General features: G+C 49.4%; 15 protein-coding genes. 3 read left to right on the top strand and 12 right to left on the bottom strand.

Annotation, left to right across the window (positions count from 1 at the left end):
- Positions 1 to 369: 369 nt before the first annotated feature.
- The 5 genes from H6F94_RS05340 to H6F94_RS05320 form a co-directional block, all read right to left on the bottom strand.
- Positions 370 to 3,273, bottom strand: a complete 2,904-nt coding sequence (locus H6F94_RS05340; protein ID WP_190801195.1) for a response regulator — start codon at positions 3,271 to 3,273, stop codon at positions 370 to 372.
- 192 nt (positions 3,274 to 3,465) lie between these two features.
- Positions 3,466 to 6,312, bottom strand: a complete 2,847-nt coding sequence (locus H6F94_RS05335) for a hybrid sensor histidine kinase/response regulator (RefSeq protein WP_190801194.1) — start codon at positions 6,310 to 6,312, stop codon at positions 3,466 to 3,468.
- Positions 6,313 to 6,727: 415 nt separating this feature from the next.
- Complete coding sequence (rtcA, locus tag H6F94_RS05330) at positions 6,728 to 7,807, bottom strand: RNA 3'-terminal phosphate cyclase (protein ID WP_190801193.1); 1,080 nt, start codon at positions 7,805 to 7,807, stop codon at positions 6,728 to 6,730.
- Between the two features lie 25 nt (positions 7,808 to 7,832).
- Complete coding sequence (locus H6F94_RS05325) at positions 7,833 to 9,284, bottom strand: RtcB family protein (RefSeq protein ID WP_190801192.1); 1,452 nt, start codon at positions 9,282 to 9,284, stop codon at positions 7,833 to 7,835.
- 62 nt (positions 9,285 to 9,346) lie between these two features.
- Entirely contained in the window at positions 9,347 to 9,775 is a 429-nt protein-coding gene (locus H6F94_RS05320; protein WP_190801191.1) for an archease, read from the bottom strand.
- 409 nt (positions 9,776 to 10,184) lie between these two features.
- On the opposite strand from H6F94_RS05320, the gene H6F94_RS05315 reads away from it, so the two are divergent.
- Both H6F94_RS05315 and H6F94_RS05310 read left to right on the top strand, forming a co-directional pair.
- Complete coding sequence (locus tag H6F94_RS05315; protein WP_190801190.1) at positions 10,185 to 10,874, top strand: class I SAM-dependent methyltransferase; 690 nt, start codon at positions 10,185 to 10,187, stop codon at positions 10,872 to 10,874.
- 113 nt (positions 10,875 to 10,987) lie between these two features.
- Positions 10,988 to 11,206: a hypothetical protein gene (locus H6F94_RS05310; protein WP_199320226.1), complete on the top strand. Its 219-nt coding sequence runs from the start codon at positions 10,988 to 10,990 to the stop codon at positions 11,204 to 11,206.
- A 92-nt stretch (positions 11,207 to 11,298) separates the two neighbouring features.
- Here H6F94_RS05310 and H6F94_RS32145 read toward each other — a convergent pair whose 3' ends face one another.
- The 7 genes from H6F94_RS32145 to H6F94_RS05285 form a co-directional block, all read right to left on the bottom strand.
- Positions 11,299 to 11,946: a hypothetical protein gene (locus H6F94_RS32145; protein WP_242041017.1), complete on the bottom strand. Its 648-nt coding sequence runs from the start codon at positions 11,944 to 11,946 to the stop codon at positions 11,299 to 11,301.
- 8 nt (positions 11,947 to 11,954) lie between these two features.
- The gene (locus H6F94_RS32140) at positions 11,955 to 12,746 is read right to left on the bottom strand and encodes a hypothetical protein (RefSeq protein WP_242041016.1); all 792 of its coding nucleotides are present in this window, start codon (positions 12,744 to 12,746) and stop codon (positions 11,955 to 11,957) included.
- Between the two features lie 18 nt (positions 12,747 to 12,764).
- Complete coding sequence (locus H6F94_RS32135) at positions 12,765 to 13,226, bottom strand: hypothetical protein (RefSeq protein ID WP_242041015.1); 462 nt, start codon at positions 13,224 to 13,226, stop codon at positions 12,765 to 12,767.
- Positions 13,227 to 13,651: 425 nt separating this feature from the next.
- Positions 13,652 to 14,536 carry a TauD/TfdA dioxygenase family protein gene (locus tag H6F94_RS05300; protein WP_190801189.1) on the bottom strand — a complete coding sequence of 295 codons (885 nt, stop codon included), beginning with the start codon at positions 14,534 to 14,536 and terminating at the stop codon, positions 13,652 to 13,654.
- A 50-nt stretch (positions 14,537 to 14,586) separates the two neighbouring features.
- On the bottom strand, positions 14,587 to 15,432 hold the full coding sequence (locus H6F94_RS05295) for an ABC transporter ATP-binding protein (RefSeq protein WP_190801188.1): 846 nt from the start codon (positions 15,430 to 15,432) through the stop codon (positions 14,587 to 14,589).
- A gap of 61 nt (positions 15,433 to 15,493) precedes the next feature.
- Positions 15,494 to 16,558: a taurine ABC transporter substrate-binding protein gene (locus H6F94_RS05290; protein WP_190801187.1), complete on the bottom strand. Its 1,065-nt coding sequence runs from the start codon at positions 16,556 to 16,558 to the stop codon at positions 15,494 to 15,496.
- Positions 16,559 to 16,629: 71 nt separating this feature from the next.
- Positions 16,630 to 17,352, bottom strand: a complete 723-nt coding sequence (locus tag H6F94_RS05285) for an ABC transporter permease subunit (RefSeq protein ID WP_199320225.1) — start codon at positions 17,350 to 17,352, stop codon at positions 16,630 to 16,632.
- A 410-nt stretch (positions 17,353 to 17,762) separates the two neighbouring features.
- Here H6F94_RS05285 and H6F94_RS05280 point away from each other — a divergent pair, with 410 nt between their 5' ends.
- On the top strand, positions 17,763 to 19,133 hold the full coding sequence (locus H6F94_RS05280) for an amidohydrolase (RefSeq protein ID WP_190801185.1): 1,371 nt from the start codon (positions 17,763 to 17,765) through the stop codon (positions 19,131 to 19,133).
- Positions 19,134 to 19,305: the final 172 nt, after the last annotated feature.

Genomic DNA, 19,305 nt, shown 5'->3' with positions numbered 1-19,305 from the left:
AAATGCAAAAACTAATGCAAAAAAAACCTGGCAAGAACTTACCAGGAATGGTGTACTGAGTTAGAGCAAGCGCCTGCTAACCTCTCGATTAGCGTTCAGGAGCACATGATTTTTACTTTAGGGCTAATGCGATACGATTTTGCCTCTCAATGGGTGGGAAGTCGTGTTAAGTTGCTTTGTACCGGCTAATACAAAATAAGAGTTGTTCTTGTATGAATCTGGATGAAACTCTCGTGCTGTATGTGAGTGATGTGTCAAGTGATGTATGCAAAAGTAGGTGATAGCTTTGAGGCGGCCTTGATGCTGAAATTAGCTCTATCCTATCAAGCTATTACGGGCAAAAAGAAAACAGGCTGAATGCTAAACCTATTAACGGGAAGCATACTGCGAGAGAGACTGAATTAAGTCTTCTAAATGGACAGGCTTGCTAATGTAGCCATTCATGCCTGCCTCTAGACACAACTCTCGGTCTCCCTGCATGGCATTGGCAGTCATGGCAATAATCCAGGGGCGTGAGGAGGGCGACCATTCCTGGCAGAGGTGGCGAGTCGCGGTTAAACCGTCCATCTCTGGCATCTGCACGTCCATGAACACTACATCGTAGGACTGGCGGCGTAGGGCTTCAAGGACCTCTAGTCCATTCGCTACAACATCAGCCTGATATCCCAATCGCTTCAACAGATGTAGGGCAACTTTCTGGTTCACCACATTGTCCTCAGCTATTAGGATCCGGAGCGGTTGCTCAGCTGCAAGCTGTGGAATGGGCTGAGGAGAGATGGGGCAAGCTGGCCTTCTTGGCACCGAGCCCCCGCCTAAGACAGTAACCAAGATGTTATAAAGCTGTGATTGTTTAATTGGCTTGTTAAGAAAGGCTGCAAACTCAACTTGGGCTGCTTGAGAATCAACCTCTAGTCTGCCTATAGACGTGAGCATGACCAAGGGTAGATCTTGACAGCCAGACAGTTGACGAATGGCTATTGCCAGAGCCAAACCGTCCATCTGCGGCATCTGCATATCTAGAATGGCGAGGTCGAACCGTTGCCCTTGGCTAAGGCAAGCTAGAGCCTCAGGACCAGACTCAACAGCATGCGTGATCATGCCCCATAACTGACCTTGTAGGGTGAGAATCTGTCGGTTTGTGGCGTTATCATCCACAATCAGTAATCGCTGACCGTCTAAGCAGGACTCGTTACCAGAACGCTCAGTAGATTCAGTGGATAAGGTATTGGGCGCTGACCTGGCAACGATGGTGAAGTAAAAAGTGGACCCCTGACCGACCTGGCTCTCAACCCACATTTTGCCACCCATTAGCTCACACAATTGCTTACTAATGGCAAGCCCTAAACCAGTGCCTCCATATTGGCGAGTCATTGAGGAATCAACTTGGCTAAAGGACTTAAACAGGCGATCCATGCGCTTCAGGGGTATGCCAATGCCAGTATCCTTAACGGCAAATTGGAGCTCATAAGTGGGCGATGGGTAAGGCTCGGAGCTGTTCGCTTCTGCGAGTCTTTGGGCAGTGACTGAAACCAGAACTTCTCCGATGTCTGTAAACTTGACCGCATTGCTGAGCAGGTTCACTAGAATTTGGCGCAGTCGCGTGACATCCCCTACAAATGTGTTTGGAGTCTGTAATTCGATTAAGTAAGCTACTTCTAAGCCTTTTTCTGTGGCTTTGTGAGCTAGCAAGTCAAGAGCTTCCTCCAGGCAAGTTCGTAGCTCAAATGGTTGCTCTTCTAAGTCCAGCTTCCCAGATTCAATTTTGGAGAAATCCAAGATGTCATTGATGATTGTGAGTAGAGCATCGCTACTACTGCGAATGGTTTCAACGAAATCCTGTTGCTGAGAGGTTAGCTCAGTCTCGCCTAGCAAGCCAGTCATGCCAATAATGCCGTTCATGGGAGTCCGAATCTCGTGGCTCATGTTCGCCAAAAACTCGCTTTTGACTCGGGTTGCACTCAGGGCAGCATCGCGAGCTTTTTCTAAATCGATAACGGCTTGCTTGCGCTCGGTAATGTCGCGCACAATAACGAGAACTTCGTCTTCGCCGCTGACTACAATTCGGGCTTCCTCATAGCGAATATTTCCGTCTACAATTAGCTGAAACTCATAAATTTGTGTTTTGCCGGTCGCCAGGGCTCTCCCCACATAATCCATGCGTTGCTGGGCAATTTCTAGCGGCATGCTATCGTACACATTCTGGCCGACCATGTTCGGGCTAGCCATCAAAGTTTTGAAGTCTTTGGATGGCCTAAAATCAAGATAGGTTCCGTCCCTAGTCATCCGCATCATTAAGTCTGGTAATGCCTCTAGTAGCGCTCGGTTATTGGCCTCGCTTCTACGCAGGGCTTCCTCTGTGCGCTTACGCTCAGTGATATCAATAGCAACGCCTAATACGGCGGATGTTTCTGTCCCCGTTAAAAAGAAAGGAATTTTCGTGCTTTCAAGAATATGAACATTGCCCTGGCGATCTTTGATGATTGGCTCAGAAACATGTTTATGCTGTCCATCACGGATTACCTGTAAATCCTCTTCACGAAACTGGCGAGCTTCCTCCTCAGATTGAACAAAATCAACGTCTCGCTTGCCTAATAGGTTCTCAACAGAAGTACCATAAATATCTGCTACGGCCTGATTGGCTAGAATAAACTCGCCGTCTTGGTTCTTAGCAAAGATAAAATGAGGCACCAGGTCAATAACTTGGCGGAGTTGTCTTTCTTTTTCTTGTAATGCCTTTTCTTGTTGTTGCAGCCTTTCTAGATATTGTTGAGTCTTCGTTTGCTGCTGCTGAAGCTTGTGGTTAGTTAGCTCCACAATTTTGGATTGAGCCAAGAGCAAAACTTGAAAATCAATCAAACGCAGGCTTTGATCTTCGGCAACAATTGCAATAGGTTCGTAAATAGTATCCGCAGGACGCCCAAGCGCTATGCGGACAGCCTCGTCAACTTTGCAATGACTGGGTAGTTGTAGCGGCTGAAACTTAAACCCGTTCAGACCCTGGTCTAAAACAGTCTGAATAGGGCGATTCATGTAAAGCTCTAGGCTATGACGACGGCTCATGCACTCGAAAAATTTCTGCCTAGAAATCATGCCTCTCAGCTCAGAGCCATCAACGACAAAAATTCCTGGGAGTTCTGGCCGTTGTTCAAACTCTGTCGCAACCATTTGTCCCAAGGCTGAGAATTGGATCTGGCAGTCGTGGAAGGGGATTTCTGCCAAACTTGATTCAGCTGTCAGTCGGCTAAGGTTCAGATGATGTGGAACCTGGGTCATTGGGGCTGGCAGTTGAGGCTTCATCGACCTAATTTAACGCCTGCTATTGGCTACCTCAGGATGCCCGTGTAGCCTGTTAAGCTAACCCTCTACAAGTTCTGTCTCTGCCAACCTCGCTGCTGAACTCATCGCCTCAGGTGCGACCAGTTCCGAGTTGGCTTGTATTTATCTCCTTAACCTAGATTAAATTTACTAAGTTAAACTGGTCCGTCCTGCTAAATGGGCGATAACAATAGCTAGTTCTTGGGGATTAATCGGTTTGGGAATGTGAGTTTGAAAGCCTGCGAGTAGGGCGCGAGTCCGATCTTCGGCTTTAGCATAGGCTGTAAGGGCCGCAGCTGGTGTGAGCCGGTCTTGCCCAGCCTCAAGAGTTCTGATTTTGCGAATGAGTGCATAGCCATCTTCAACAGGCATGCCGATATCAGATAGCAAAATGTCGGGCTTAGAGTGCTGAAAGGCAGCTAGTGCCTCAACGCTCGAAGCAACCGCTGTGACCTGAGCACCGTACTGCTCTAGCACTGTGCTTAGTAGATCTCGGGCGTCTGCTTCGTCATCGACGACTAAGATCCGCAGGTCAGTGAGCCAAACCGACTCTGCGATTTCGGGTGACTTGGGTTCTGAGGCTGCTGGCTCCTCAGGAATTGACAGGCGCGGCAAGCGGACTGTGAAGGTAGCCCCCTGTCCTTCGCCAGGGCTCTCGACCTCAACACTGCCGCCGTGCAGTTCAACTAAATGACGAACAATGGCTAGCCCCAATCCTAAGCCACCATATAGCCTTGTAGCTGCGCTATCGGCCTGACGAAAGCGCTCAAAGACGTAGGGTAAAAAGTTGGCCCGGATGCCCATGCCCGTGTCTCGGACCCAGATTCGAGCAGAGGTTGGATCACTGGCTAAGCCAATCTCAATCCGTCCACCTGCAGGAGTGAATTTGACCGCATTAGACAGAAGATTCCATACAACCTGTTGTAGGCGATTAGCATCACCTGACACCAAGCTTTCTCGACCCTTCAGAACTGGAGCAATGTCAATAGCCTTGACCTTAGCAGCGGGGCGCACTGTCTCAATTGCTGCCTCCAGCACAGGTCCTAGGCTGACTGGCCGCAGTTCAAGGCTCAGCTGACCTCGAATGATGCGCGAAACATCTAGAAGATCGTCAATTAGTTGAGTCTGGATACGGGCATTGCGCTCGATGGTTTCGAGTGCCCTTGTTGTTGTAGCCGCATCAAGCGTCCCTCGGCGCAGCAGTTGGGCCCAACCGAGGATGCCATTGAGAGGGGTACGAATTTCGTGGGAGAGAATTGAAAGAAACTCATCCTTCAACCGGTTTGCTGCCTGCGCATCTGCTCGAGTTCGCCGTTCTGCTTCATAGAGCCGAGCTCGTTCAATTGCCTGGGCACATTGCTGGGCCAAGGCCAGCACCAACGTGCGGTCATCTTCACTGAAGACCTGAACTTCAGTAAAGCTCAAGCTGAGGCCCCCGACAGAACGCCCCTCGACCATCAGAGGCACTGAAACCCAGGCACCGTAGTTATAACGGCTGTAGGCTTCTCGCAAGTGGGGATAGCGCTCGACTCTAGCAGTCGTCGACTCGGTCCAGGCAGGCTTACCCGTCCGTACCGCTTCTGCGAGCGGCAGAGGCGCATCAATGGAAAAAGAGCGCCAGCTTTGTATGAGATTGTCCTCGTAGCCGACTGCTCGGACAATCTCTAGTTCAGTGCCGCTTTCGTTGAGCAGCGCAACCAGGGCTGAAGTCGCCCCCAGCGCAGCCATACCCTGATCGACAATCACTGCTGCCACTTGCTCGGGTGTGAGCGACTCTGATAACGCTGCTGTCACGGTTTGTAGCCGAACCGTTCGGGCCGCCGCTTGCTCCGCTGCCTGTCGTGCTTGCTGGGCCTCACGATAGAGGCGAGCATTATCGACCGCCAGAGCAGCCCGATGCGCCAAATCTTGGACAAGGGCTAAGTCTTCTGCCCGATAAAGACGGCCAGACTGCCCCAGAACGAAGGTAAGCATCCCCAGCGTGCGCCCTCGGGCTAGGAGTGGCACGGTCATGCTCGATTTAGTACCGAGCGCTTGCACGAGCTGCACGTAATATGCGTCGTAAACGGGGATTGACCAAGCAGAGGCTGGAATCTCTGGGTAAAAAATTGGTTTGCCAGTGCGCAAAACCTCTAGGACTGGATGATCACTGTCAGGGTCAAGCGGATAGCGCTGACGAAGTTCTTGCAGGATTACTTGCTTGGCTGGATCGACATGGCTGGCTCCTAGGCGGCAAATCTGACCATCTTCCTCAACCACATCAACGACGCACCAGTCAGCAAGCGCCGGTACAGCCAGCTCGGCAATACTTCTGAGGGTGGTCTGATAGTCAAGAGATGATGCTAAAACTTGGCTGGCTTCAGCCAGAAATGTTGCTTGCTGCTGGGCTGCTTCTGCTTCTACCCGAGCTGTTTGAGCTTGGAGCAATTGAGCCTGTGGGCTCTCGGTCCGTTGGCGCTCACTGATATCGCTGTTAAGGCTCAGCAAAAATAGTGGTTCACCCGTAGCATCACAAACTGCTTTTGCAGTCAACTCAATCGAGACGGCTGACCCATCCTTGTGTAAGCAAGCAACTTCGCGGCAATCAGTCTCTTGGTGTTGAATTTGCTGAAGGATCTCAGCGGTTATCGTATTTTGGACCGACGGCTGCTGCAGAAAGCTAATCGGTTGACCCATTGCTTCACTAGCGGTATAGCCAAAGATCTGCTCAGCTTTACCCAGCCATTTCTGAATCTTGCCTGTTAAATCAGTTAGCAAAATGGCATCTGGCATCTGCTCCAGCGCCACGTCCGAAAAACGCAAAGGCTCTTCATCCTGCTGCAAGCTTTCAGCCTCAGCCAAAGCTGCTCGTTCAGGCGCGATCAGGGGTTGGGCAACGCTAATTTCCTGTGAAGACCAAGCAAGCTCAAGACTCGGCATCAGAACCTTACTCTCAGCGCTTGGCTCAGGCTTGGACGGTTCAATTGGCATACCCTGATGCTGAGCTACGGCACTCATTGAGTTTCTTAAACTATCTTAATATGAACCCGCTTTTACTTCCTACTTTAGATACTGAAGCAGAACCGGCAGGAATTGCATTTTTAATAATCTCTGAATAAATAGCGTAAAACTCTCTGTCAATAGATAGATATGAAAATATTCCAAGATGTTGTATATGCCTGGGTGATAGCCTAGCTGCTGTCCTGAGAATAGAACGCAAAGTACATTACGAGAGGAACGATTAACGATTGAGTAGGCTTTATCGTCAGGTTTTTTCTGAGTCTTCTAAAGTTGAAAAACCTAAAGCCTGCAAGGCAAAGTTTGAGACCTACAAGCGAATTGTTAAAAGATTAACTAGCAATACTAGGTGATTTGAATTTTAAGTGCGAGCCAAATTACAGAGAATCCAAAGGCTTCCCTAAGAGGCGCTGACTCAGAATTTTTGCCCTTGAAGCGTGACTGTACCCGACTGGCCTTCGCTGGAACTGATTTGAACATGAGCTAGACCAAACTGTTCGAGTACCCAGGCGTTGGTGGTGAGATGACGGCTGATTCGCTCAACCGAAAACTGAGATTGACCGTCAACTAAGGCTAGGGGGAGCAACAATTGATCTGCTAAATGCTCTTCAAGGGCTGCTCCAGAATGATAGTGAGCTAAAAGCGTGGAAATCGCCTCTTCAGCGACCAATTCAGATGCCTTACCAATGGCTCCCATGCTGCTGAATCCGGCATAGCTATGTTCGTACTTTGCAGTTAGGAATAGACCTGTGCCAGGACAAGCGGCTCGCAATCGTTTGGGGACAAGTTGGGCAGGAAGCCCTGCTTCCGCAAGCAACGTGCGAGCCCGGTCCACCATCCGTTGAGGAATGTGGGCCGGCAGATTCGCTGCCAACGCCTGTCCCTCAACTGCTTGCAGCTTGCCACGTTCATATAGCGTTAATGGACTGAGCTGCTGTTGCCAGTGTGGGCCGAGCCCCTGAATGGTTGCTTGAACTTCGCCTTGGCCTACTGGATACCAGCCAGTTTGATGCAGCTCTAGGGTTGCCTGCACACCGATTTGCTCGAGCATGGGTAGCCAAACCTGGCGCGCGTAGTCGAAAGGTGGGCTCCAAGCAATATGAGTGCCGCCCCGAACCGCCACTGTTGACGCGCCTGCCGCCAAAGCTAGAGGCAGCAAAACAGTCTGCACAATCGGTGTGACAGCACCAGCACTGCCACCTTGGCGAGCCTCCATCACGTCAAAACAATAGTGACCCGGTTGGGGCAATTTCTGTGGCTCAAACTTAATGGTTTGCGAGCCCAGGTGATCCCCCTCAACCTTGGCCGCACAGAGGGCTGCGACTGCCCTGACGGTAGTCAGATGTTGGGCGGCGAGCCCTGGATTGCCACGACCCGCCCGGGCATTCTCGATGCGGATAGGCTGACCCGAGATTGCCGACAGGCTGAGCGAAGTGCGTAAAATCTGACCACCGCCCTCGCCGTGGGAACCGTCGATCACTAACGGTTTTGCCATATCAACTACTCCCGTTCAAACCGGCTCATCCCTTAATGACAGCAACTGGCCGCAGTCGCGCCACTGGCCGGGCAATGCCTGCTTTGCTAACTACATTGACGACACGGTTGACATCTTTATAAGCCTGGGGCGCTTCCTCCGCTAAGCCGGGTAGCGAACCGGCCCGCACCCGGATGCCCTCTCGCTCCAACTGCCCCCGTAAACGCTCCCCCTGGACTTCGCGCTTAGCTTTGGCTCGGCTCATCACTCGTCCTGCCCCGTGGCAACTGGAGCCAAAAGAGAGTTCCATGCTGGCTGCTGTTCCGAGCAGGACCCAACTTGCTGTCCCCATCGAGCCAGGGACTAACACTGGTTGTCCTAGCGCTTGATATTCTGGTGGCAAACCAGCAGAGCCAGGACCAAAGGCTCGGGTTGCGCCTTTACGATGGACGCAGACGGTAACTTCCTCGCCATTGACCACGTGCGTTTCAATTTTGCCCATGTTATGGGTGATGTCGTAGACCTGGCTAAGCGAGGTGGATTTTAAAGATTTACCCAACACATTCTGAAAACTCTGACGCGCTTTCCAAGCTAGAGTTTGACGATTGGCAAAGGCAAAGTTAGCAGCACATTTCATTGCTGCTAAATAGGCTTGTCCTTCTGGAGAGTCAATTGGGGCACACACCAATTCTCGATCTGGCAAGTTAATGCCGTGCTGCACAACGGACCACTGAAAGTCCTGCACATAATCAGTACAGACTTGATGGCCGAAGCCGCGAGAACCACAGTGGATCTGCACGGCTAAACAGCCTTCGAGCAGACCCATGACATCGGCTGCTTCGAGATCGATTACCTCTTCGACGACATCCACTTCCAGAAAATGATTGCCTGAGCCTAATGAACCCAATTGGCCTTTGCCTCGGGCTTTCGCTCGCTGGCTGACCTTGCTGGGATCCGCCCCCTCTAAACAGCCTGACTCTTCAGTGCGGTCTAGGTCTTCAGGCTCGGCGTAGCCCTGAGCTAGGGCCCACCGTGCTCCCTGCACACATACTTGTTCAAATTCGTGAGCCGAGAGCGATAAGGTACCCTTTTCCCCGGTTCCGGTAGGACAGTTTTTGTAAAGGGCATTGGCTAAATCCCCTAAATGAGATTTGACGGCTCGATACTCAATTTCGGAACCCAATACACGCACGCCACAGTTGATGTCGTAGCCAATTGCTCCCGGCGAAATAATGCCGCCTGGGACTCGTGTTGCCATCACACCGCCAATGGGCATCCCATAGCCTTGATGCACATCAGGCATGACCACCACTTGTCCAACCAGTCCTGGCAGACGGGCTACATTGATTGCTTGATTGATCGATAGGTCAGCTAGGGCATTCTCTAGAATTTCTGCATCAGCAAACACCCAAACTGGCACCGTCATCTCCGGGTGAAAACTGGTGGGAATTTCCCATAAATAATCGTTGATTTTTTTGAAATCTTTTTGGCTAACCATTGCTTTTTATCCCCCAAACTCTTCTGGCTGTTGCTTCCAGGCTGTTTCTTTAAATGACGAGATCAAACATCGAGCACTAATGTCGCTTCCAAACCAGTTTCGGTTTTGTCAATAGATAGATTGCTATAAGTCACTGCCTTAATCACTTTGGACCAGTTCTGAACTGGGGCACCACTGGCTTGAATCTGAAAGTTTTCTGCGTTCAGAGCAGAGATCTCGAAGTGATCAAACCCTAAGCCTTCACATTCGCCCAGATAGAGCAGCTCATTCAACCAAGCAACTAGAAGACTTTCGTAGTCCGTGCCTCGCAAGTGAATCTCACGCTCAATTCGCGGTTCTGAAACCAGATGGGTGTCTGCTAGCTGATAAAGAGCCTGAGCCGCTTGGATGAATAACTCTTCAGGATTAGGGGCCCAAACCCGATAGGACCAATCCGCAGTGTGATCAATTTCTGTAAAGCCGGCTGGTTGAGAAGATTGAGAAACGTCCACTGGCTTCTGGGCTTAGATTGGTCAGCATTGATCAGACATAGCAAGCTAAAAATTCCGCTCCCACTACCTCTAGGCAGAGGTCGGTGCAGCTGAGACTGTACTTTACACAACGGAGCTTAGACTTTCTTTAGCCTTGACTTAAGATTGCTCGAAGGAATTGTATGAATGTAAAAGTCATTTGTGGTGATGGTCACTATCAAACTTTGAGCAGCAGTGACAACAGTCTCTAAAAAGAGGTTAAGCTGAGGTTAAAACTTGAGGATGCTATACCCTATTCAGTCTCAAATCAGTTTGATAGATTGACTCTTGAGAGCTCGACTCGTTGCTCGTGATGCAATGTAACTACTGTCCCATTCTCAGAGCAGTTGAGGTCGAGGTTGTAGAAGCCGAGAGTGATGGAGAAAAAACAATGGGAGATGACATTCTTCGAGAACAGCTTGCTTATTACCGCGCCCGAGCTAGCGAATATGACGACTGGTTCTACCGATTTGGGCGCTACGACTACGGGCATCAGTTGAATGAGCTCTGGTCCAATGAAGTGGCAATTGTAAAGAGGGCGCTACGTCAGATAAATAAGGTTGAGCAGATCTTGGAATTGGCCTGCGGGACCGGCATTTGGACTCAGGAATTGCTGAGCTTGGGTGAGCAAATCACGGCCATTGATGCTTCTTATGAAATGATTGCGATTAATCAACGGAAGCTAGATTCACCTAAGGTGGCCTATCAACAGCTAGATTTATTCTCGTGGGAGCCAGAGAAGCAATACGATCTAGTCTTTTTTGCCTTTTGGCTTTCCCATGTGCCACCGACCTTGCTCGACTCGTTCTTGGCAAAAGTGTATTGCTCGACTCGTACAGGAGGACAGATATTCATCGTTGACTCTCGCTTTGCAGAAACATCTAGCGCCAAGGATCACATTCTCAAGGATGATGGCAGCCTTTATAAAATCCGAAAGTTAAACAATGGTCAAGAATTTAAAGTCATCAAGGTGTTCTACCAACCTGATGATCTTCGAGACAAGCTTACAGAGGCAGGCTTCCAGGCAGATGTAAGAGGGACAGAGAATTACTTCGTCTACGCTCAAGGACGAAGATTGTGATTGGGCCGAATGTCTGATACAAACCATATCTTTCTAGAAAGAACTGACAATCCTACCGCCATGAGGTAGATTGACTAGTCTATTCAGTAACAGGTCAGGCAGGATGCAAATTTATGGAGCTAGAAGCATCATTGCGCAAGCCGGAAGACATTCAAGAGGGGGACAAAGTTCAAGTAATCTGCCCAAACTATCTAGCAGGTCAAGTAGGTGTCGTACTCTGCCGAGAGGTGCGCTCGGATGGACGGCCTAGTAAGCGTTGGCTCATTCAACTTGAGGGTGAAGATATTCTAGTCTCTTTATGTCCTGAGGAGCTCCAAATACTAAGCCATTGAGTGAGTCATTGAGTAAGCCATTGATGCATTCTCGTTGTGCCACTAGCTCAATATTATTGACTCCTCGTTACTTTGCATCCTGCACTTCTTGGCTATCCACCCACATGGATCCCGGGACGTCGCTTGGGATCCTTTTCAGCCTTGCGGAGCACTTCGCGGGTGACCACAGCAATATCACCCTCCCCAAATAAGATAAAGCGCAGTAAGTATTGGATCGGGTTACCTTCAACCCAGCCGAAATAGGCATGTGGGAGCTTACCCGTTTGATCCCGAAGATAAAGCAGTAGGGTAGCAATCGTGTTGGGTACTGCCGCACTCTTAGCCTGTAGGATACGATAGCTACCGACTTCCACCCCTTTCACTCTAATAATGTTTGCAAATTCCGAGGCGTCATGAACCTGAACTTCCAGAAATAGAACTGGATCGGTGGGTGGAATATGATTGTCCTCACAGACCTCTTGCTCTTTCGAACAATACTCCTGCGCATTACCCTCATTTCTACGATTCGCAATCAGGCGAATTGTACCCTGACTTTCTTCGGTAATGAAGCGACGAGCAGTTTCGTCAATTTCGATCCGCTCTACTCGGAGTTCGGTCGAAAGCCACACACGTGAGATCAGAGAGGTGACGACAATTGTGCCTATAAAGAGAGCTGCAATCCGGATTCCCTCAGGCCTCTCAATGATATTGACAATCGTTGTGTATAGAAACAGCAGGGTAATTAGGCTAAAGGCAACCACTCCGCGTTTTATCTGTGGTGTCTAGCCGATAAAGTGACAGCAAAAGCCGCTGAACTCATGAGTATCAACACCCCAGTTGCGTAAGCCCCGCCTTGAGCTTCCACGTTAGCTCTAAAGAGAATAGTGACTGCAAAGGCAATCGCGATGTACACCAAGACCAGAGGCCGTGTTGCCCGTGCCCAGTTTGGAGCCATACCATAGCGCGGCAAGTAGCGGGGCACAATATTGAGGAGTCCGGCCATTGCTGATGCGCCTGCAAACCACAAAATAGCAATGGTGCTCAGGTCATAAACGTTTCCAAAGGCGTTGCCTAAATATAGGTGAGCTAGATAGGCGAGAGCCCGTCCATTTGCTGCACCCCCGTATTGAAATTCTGGGCCTGGAATTAATAGAGTCGTGACAAAGCTGCTGGTAATTAAAAAGAAGCTCATGATCACAGCTGCGGTAGTGAGCAGCTTATGAGTATTATAAATGCGCCCCTTAGGCTGCCCAGGAGTGTCACTGCTACTACCTTGTACCAGGGGCATAACAGCTACGCCAGTCTCAAAACCTGACAGGCCTAGTGCCAGTTTTGGAAATAGTAAGGCAGCTACACCAAGCATGAGTAGGGGGTTAGAATGCCTTGCGAAAAGCGCAGTCTGCCAGTTAGCAACCACTATCGGGTTATTTAAGATCTGATAGAATCCAACGCCAATCGTCACGAGATTTAGCATCAGATAAACCGTAACTAAGAAGACTGCAAGACCAATTGCTTCTCGGAAACCTCTTAGGAAAACGGCACCCAACAGTGTCACTAACACGAGGGTAATACCAACCGTTTAGTGCTCAAGAAAACCGGGTACAAGCGGATTTTCGACGATGTGAGCGGTGGCATCAGCCGCCGAGAGGGTGATGGTGATAACGAAGTCGGTTGCCACAAAGCCAAGTAGGCAGAGTACCAGGAGCTTGCCTTGCCACCAGGGAAGCAAACGTTCAAGCATGGCGATTGACCCTTCCCCATTAGGACTTCTGGCTGCAATGCGCCGGTAGATCGGCAGGGCACCAAACAAGGTCAGCAGGGCTAGAATGAATGTCGCAATTGGAGAGAATTCCCCTGCTGCTAATGCGGCGATACCAGGCTGGTAGCCAAGAGTGGAGAAATAGTCGACCCCAGTTAGGCACATAACCTGCCACCACGCATGTTTGCGCTGCCGTCCTTCCTTCTCAGCTCGGTCTTCTTCAAGCAGCCAACTTATGAGCTGCTTGCTAGGCCGACTGACTGAGGTGAGCGGCTTGTCCATACCAATGCAACTCCTGGTGTGTCAATGTATATAGGCACATCTGTAGCTTGAGTAGGCTCTAGAGGCGATATCGCCAGCATAAAATGGTTTAGCCTTGGGAAGGTTAAGTTCTTCAGGCAAGCTTCAGAACTCAGTTCCTTGGCTCGTGCAATCAGCTACATGAGCAGCCAGGAACCCAACAATAAAGGAAAGAGATCAGACCCTTTCCTCCGCCCAAAGCATTGGATTGTGTATGAACAGGTCATCGCTCAGATCGGGGCGACTTGAGCAGAGCTTAATTTGAAAGTGTATAAATTTGCTTTCAGATAGAGCGCTGAAGCCCCCTGCTCGAACTAGCGCAATTAGTTGAGCACAGGTAGTTAAAACGCAAAAATGTTCTTAAGCAATTTGCTTAAGAACACAAGTTTTATAAGCTCGCTTTAGTCCTAAAAAGGGCGACTACCGGCAAGACTCACTCGCTTCATGACTCGCCTCGCAGTTTGCTCGAAGGCAGGACGATAGTGCAAGGTACACTGGTTATCCCAGTAGACGATATCGCCAACCGACCAGCGATGGTTGTAGTAAAACTGAGGTTGGCTAATATGCTTTCTTAAACGCTCAATTAACTCAGCACCTGTCTTGGCCTCCATGCCGACTACTTCCACCTCATAAGCGCGGTCAAGGTAGAGAACTTTTCTGCCACTCTCAGGATGAGTGCGAACCAGGGGATGAGAAAATAAGGTTTGATTCAGTGTTTTGCAAGGGGATTTTTCAGAATGATAGGTAGCAGTGACGTTGCCGCTTTCTTCATCCTCTAAAAAGGGATTGTAGGTAATCAACTGCAAGTTAGCAATTTCTTCTTTAGTCCCTGCATCTAGCTCCTCATAGGCCTTGATCAAGTTCGCCCATTGTGTGTCTCCACCGCGCTCAGGCACCTCCAAAGCGTATAGCAGAGAGCCACTAGAAGGCCGAGGAGCCCACTGGTGGTCAGTATGGGGCAGGAGTTCTACATTGTCTAACAGTGCCCCGCCTGATCCGTACTCAGGTGCAGCATTTGCAATCGTGACTACTAAAGGTGGATTCCCGGGTTTCGATCCCAAAACCGGCACATTCTCAGGTGGCACAAAAACATCACCAAAGTAAGTCGCAAACTCTAACAGTTGTGCTTCTGATAGCGTCTGATGTTTAAAGATGAGAATGTGATGATCACGCAATGCCTGCTTCAGCCGCAGTATAATCTCCGATGAAACTGGGCGACTGGTATCTAAATCTGTAACAATGGCCCCTAGTGCTCCTCCGGTCGGGATGATGGTTAATTCTGCTGCGGTCATAGATATGAAAAGTTATGACGTGAGTAAGGTTTCGACGTGAGCGATGACTATTAAACAACTGCAACGCTAGCTCGCTGAGGCTCATGAATGCTGGCCACTAAATGCTCTCTCAGGTCCACAAACTCTCTAGTCGAGCGCAACTGAGCTGCAGACTCGGTTCCTAGCTGGCGAGCAAAAGGATTGACAATGTCCTGAACAATGCGGCCTGGATGAGCGTGCATCACGATAATGCGAGTGGCTAAAAGCAAAGCCTCCTCGACGTCGTGAGTAATGAAAAAGATGGTTTTGTGGGTTCGTTCCCAAATTCCTTTCAACTGAATCTGCATAGACTCACGAGTCAACGCATCCAAAGCACCAAAAGGCTCGTCCATTAAGATCAATCTCGGATCGGCTGCCAAAGTGCGAGCGATTGCTGCCCGCTGCAACATCCCCCCAGACAATTGATGAGGCAGCAGTTTAGCTGCGTGAGTTAGCCCCACCATATCTAGGTAATAGGACACTCGTTGCTTTCGCTCTAGTTTTGTGCTGCCTCTCATTTTGGGGCCAAATTCTACATTCTTGGCGATTGTTGACCAGGGAAATAAGTTGGGTCGTTGAAACACAACTCCTACCTTTGGATCTGGCTTGGTATGAGCTTTGCCCTCAACGGTCACAGACCCATTGGTTGGACGTTGATAGCCTGCCAATATTCGTAGCAATGTAGTTTTGCCACAGCCAGATGAACCTAGAACACAGACAAAATCGTCTGGTTTAAGTTCCAGGTTGATCTTCTGAAGGACTTCAACCTGACTACTGCCCGAGCCATAAATGAGGTCGATTCCCGTAAGGTGAGCGACTGCATCACCCCCAACTGAGCTATTGGCTGTAGTAATGTTTCTAGAGGGATGGATATTCATAGTTATTCTGCTGGGGGAATTGCCAAATGATGCGTTTTGAAGCCATCGGTCAGCAAGTTTGTTAGTAGAAAATGTGCTTTTGAACAGTCTCCAGATCAGGAGCTGAGGGAATTGCTTTTTGCGCCACCATAAAGTCGGCGGAGTCTTTGAGAAGTTTGGCAACTGCTCCCGGTTTATCGGTAGTTCCTAAATATTTGGAATCTGTCTGTTCAGCAGCATCGAACCAAGTGTATTGCTTGATCTGGGACAAGCTTTCCTCGGGGCTAAGTCCCAACTCGGGAGCAATTGCTTTGGCTGCTGCTTGTGGGTCCTGACGATAAAGCTTGACTGCCTGGTCCAACATTGCCACGTACTGTCTCACGACCTCAGGGTACTGCTGGGCAAATTCTCGACGCACGACTGCAACATCGAAAGTTGCGTAACCTCGCTTAGCCAAATCACCGGAGGTTGCTAGGACTCGGCCCCCATCTTGCTCCATCTTTGACAAACCGGGTTGCCAGAGATACCCTCCATCAATATCGCCCCGTTGCCAAGCCGCCAACATATCCGGCGGTACCATATCTAGAACGGTTACCTCATTTGGGCTAATTCCTTCTAGCTTCAATAGCGACAATAGGGAAAAGTGGCTAGTTGAACTGAAGGGCACAGCAATTCTTTTGCCACGGATATCTGCCACTGTTTTGATGTCTGGCTTTACAACTAGTGCCTCTGAGGTACCCGTCAAATCGTAGATATAGAAGACATCGTAAGGAATATTGCGAGAAAGTCCAACCGAGGCTGCGACAGAACCAAGTACGCCAAAATCAATTCCTTTTGCAGCCAATGCGGTGTTCACATCCCGGCCAGCATCAAACTGCACGTACTGAACTTCTGAATTGGCAAATGTTTGCTTTGCTAGACCGAGCCCCTTGGCTAGCAAATCTGGTCCCGCATAAACCTGATACCCAACCCGAATCTTAGCTGGAGCTTGCCCTGATCCAGAAGCTGCGGTGGTATCCGAAGATCCAGGCGTACCGGAGGATGAATTAGCAGTGATCTGTGAGGCACTTTGAGCACAACTTGAGGCAACAAACGGTAGGCTCAAGCCCATCAAACCAAACAAAACGTTTCTTCGCTTCAACTGCATCTTTTAGAACACCTGTGAGTCTGATCTGAGCCGGACAAAAGTCAATAAGGATAGAAATTTAATCAACAACTTTAGGAGTCGTGACCAATCCAGGGGATTTGAGAATGTTGCACCCAACGAATACAGGCATCAATAAGTACAGCGATGATGCCCATGATGATGATGCCAACGAAAATTACGTCACTTCGTAAGAACTTGCTGGCATCCAACACCATCCATCCGATTCCAGAAACTGCTGCAACCATCTCTGCAGCTACCAGGGTGGAATAGGTAACTCCAATAGCAGTCCGTAATCCTGTAAATAGCTCAGGTAAGCAAGAGGGAAAAACAACGTAGATAAAAATTTGCCAGTTAGAAGCGCCTAAGGAGCGAGCCCCATTAATTCGGTCCTGGGGGATGCGCTGAACCCCAGAAATTACGGCAATAAAGAGAGGCGCAAACGCTGCAAGAAACAGCAGGGCGATCTTAGACGCATTCTCAATACCGAGCCAAATAACCAATAGGGTGTAATAGGCTAGGGGCGGTAGCGGTCGGTAAAATTCAATCCACGGATCAAGTGCAGCCCGAACCTTGCTGGAAACCCCACTCAGCATGCCTAAAGGTACAGCAGTCACTATGGCTAGAAGCAGAGCTACCAGCAAGCGATACATACTCTGGTAGATGTGAAAAGCGAGAGAACTGCCTTTATACCCGTCCCTTAAAATCTCCAAAAAAGCAGCCCAAACAGCAATGGGCGATGGCAAAAATAAGGGATCAACCCAGTTTAGAGACGTGACAACTAGCCAAATAGCCAATCCAATCAAAACGGACGTTAAGGAAATGAGCCGCTCTGAGTTGAAAAGCCGTTTAAGCCAAACATTGGGAAGAGAGTAAAGGTTGCTCTCTCTTTGACTAGAGCCCTGCTGTTGTGTCTTCAGAACCATGATCAGTAGAGTTCAGGAACTACTCGAAGGCTCAGTAGCCGTAGCGTTGCAAATCGCATCATGACGATATCACGGCTTCCCGATAGGGTTTTAGGGGTTTACAAAACTTAAGGCTTAATGGCTGCAAGTGAGTCATGCCAGCCTCCCTGCAGTCATTAAGTCGTTAGGGTAAAGAGATTCCCACCCTGGTATTTAGGGCTTATAACTGGCTCAGGTTGCCGAGCAAATGACTTCCGACCAAAGGCAACTGCGGTAAAAACCAAATTTAGGAAGGCAACCCGATGAGTAAACGCCTTTTACTGCTGAATGCAGGTGTCGTCACAATGAACGCCCAGCGCCATCAATACAACGATGGTGCAGTGCTGATTGCGGATGATCGGATTGTCAAAATCGGCCCTAGCCGTGAACTGGTCAACGAAATTGATGGAGAAACTGAACCCATCGACTTAAGGGGCCACTGGATCCTGCCCGGTTTAATCAACACTCACGTCCATACGTCTCAACAACTCGGGCGGGGCCTTGCCGATGATGTGGACCTGTTAACCTGGCTGCACAAGCGGGTTTGGCCCTACGAGAGTAACTTGAGCGAGGAAGACAGCTACGTCAGCACTCTTCTGTGTGGAATCGAGCAAATTCGGAGTGGTGTCACTTGCTTTGCTGAGGCCGGAGGACAGTTTGTAAACAGCATGGGACGGGGTGTGGCCGAACTGGGATTACGCGGCATCCTCACTCGTTCAACCATGGACATGGGTGAGGGGCTACCTAGCCAATGGCAAGAAGATACCAACGCCGTCTTGGACGTACAGATCGCCAACTACGACCGCTGGCATGGTAAAGCAAATGGCCGAATTCGGGTTTGGTTTGGTCTGCGAACCATCTTTAACAACTCCGATGAGTTGATCGTGCGCACCAAAAAGCTAGCAGATTCCTACGGAGCTGGCATTCATATGCACGTTGCAGAATTGCGAGAAGAAAATGAGTTTGCCCAAGCCACGCGGGGAGCGGCAACGGTAACGCATCTGGATAAATTGGGTGTATTGGACAAAAATTTCCTAGCTGTTCATTCTGTCTGGCTCACTGAAGATGAAATTCAACTATTCGCGAAGCGTAATGTGAAAGTTTCGCACAATCCAGCAGCAGCGACCCGAGTCTTAGGATTCGCCAAAATTCCCGAAATGATTGATGCCGGAATCTGTGTTGCTTTGGGGACTGATGGCGCACCCACTAGCAACCGCATGACCCTAATCGACGACATGTGGCTAGCCTCGCTCATTCACAAAGGACGGCTACTAGATCCAATGGTCATGCCTGCCGAACAAATCCTAGCGATGGTGACCTGTGATGGCGCTAAGGCTTTGCTGTGGGAAGACGAAATTGGTAGTTTGGAAGTGGGGAAAAAAGCAGATTTGGTTGTCGTGAACCCCAATACTGCCACCATGCTACCGATGCACGACCCAATTGCTAATCTGGTCTATGCCATGCGTGAGCACAACGTTGAAAGTGTAATGTGCAATGGTCGTTGGCTCATGCGCGATCACAAAATTTTGACCGTGAACGAAGCAGAAGTTTTGAAAGAAGCTGTCCAGCGAGCAAAAGCGATTAGCCAAAGAGCTGGCATTGAGATTCCTAATCGTTTCAATATCCTGGACTAAAGATTTACAGCAATCCTATGAACAACTTAGGAGTAGTCTCTTATACTCGTACCGGTAATAGATTCCGTTCTAAAGACAAAATCTACCAGGTTTTCATGTATTACAGCTTTCATAGACAAAAGATATTTATCACAGACTCAGTATTGCTTCCTCTGAATTAAATGAGAGAGCA

It is taken from the genome of Leptolyngbya sp. FACHB-261, from assembly GCF_014696065.1.
Taxonomy (GTDB): Bacteria; Cyanobacteriota; Cyanobacteriia; order FACHB-261; family FACHB-261; genus FACHB-261.
The sequence above is the reverse complement of the archived record's forward strand: the minus strand, read 5'-3'. Positions and strand labels throughout refer to the sequence as shown.

Bases quoted from the DNA above. Each gene is read 5' to 3' on its own strand.
- H6F94_RS05340 (WP_190801195.1), bottom strand. From the start codon at position 3,273: ATGACCCAGGTTCCACATCATCTGAACCTTAGCCGACTGACAGCTGAA.
- H6F94_RS05335 (WP_190801194.1), bottom strand. From the start codon at position 6,312: ATGAGTGCCGTAGCTCAGCATCAGGGTATGCCAATTGAACCGTCCAAG.
- rtcA (WP_190801193.1), bottom strand. From the start codon at position 7,807: ATGGCAAAACCGTTAGTGATCGACGGTTCCCACGGCGAGGGCGGTGGT.
- H6F94_RS05325 (WP_190801192.1), bottom strand. From the start codon at position 9,284: ATGGTTAGCCAAAAAGATTTCAAAAAAATCAACGATTATTTATGGGAA.
- H6F94_RS05315 (WP_190801190.1), top strand. From the start codon at position 10,185: ATGGGAGATGACATTCTTCGAGAACAGCTTGCTTATTACCGCGCCCGA.
- H6F94_RS05310 (WP_199320226.1), top strand. From the start codon at position 10,988: ATGGAGCTAGAAGCATCATTGCGCAAGCCGGAAGACATTCAAGAGGGG.
- H6F94_RS32135 (WP_242041015.1), bottom strand. From the start codon at position 13,226: ATGGACAAGCCGCTCACCTCAGTCAGTCGGCCTAGCAAGCAGCTCATA.
- H6F94_RS05300 (WP_190801189.1), bottom strand. From the start codon at position 14,536: ATGACCGCAGCAGAATTAACCATCATCCCGACCGGAGGAGCACTAGGG.
- H6F94_RS05295 (WP_190801188.1), bottom strand. From the start codon at position 15,432: ATGAATATCCATCCCTCTAGAAACATTACTACAGCCAATAGCTCAGTT.
- H6F94_RS05290 (WP_190801187.1), bottom strand. From the start codon at position 16,558: ATGCAGTTGAAGCGAAGAAACGTTTTGTTTGGTTTGATGGGCTTGAGC.
- H6F94_RS05280 (WP_190801185.1), top strand. From the start codon at position 17,763: ATGAGTAAACGCCTTTTACTGCTGAATGCAGGTGTCGTCACAATGAAC.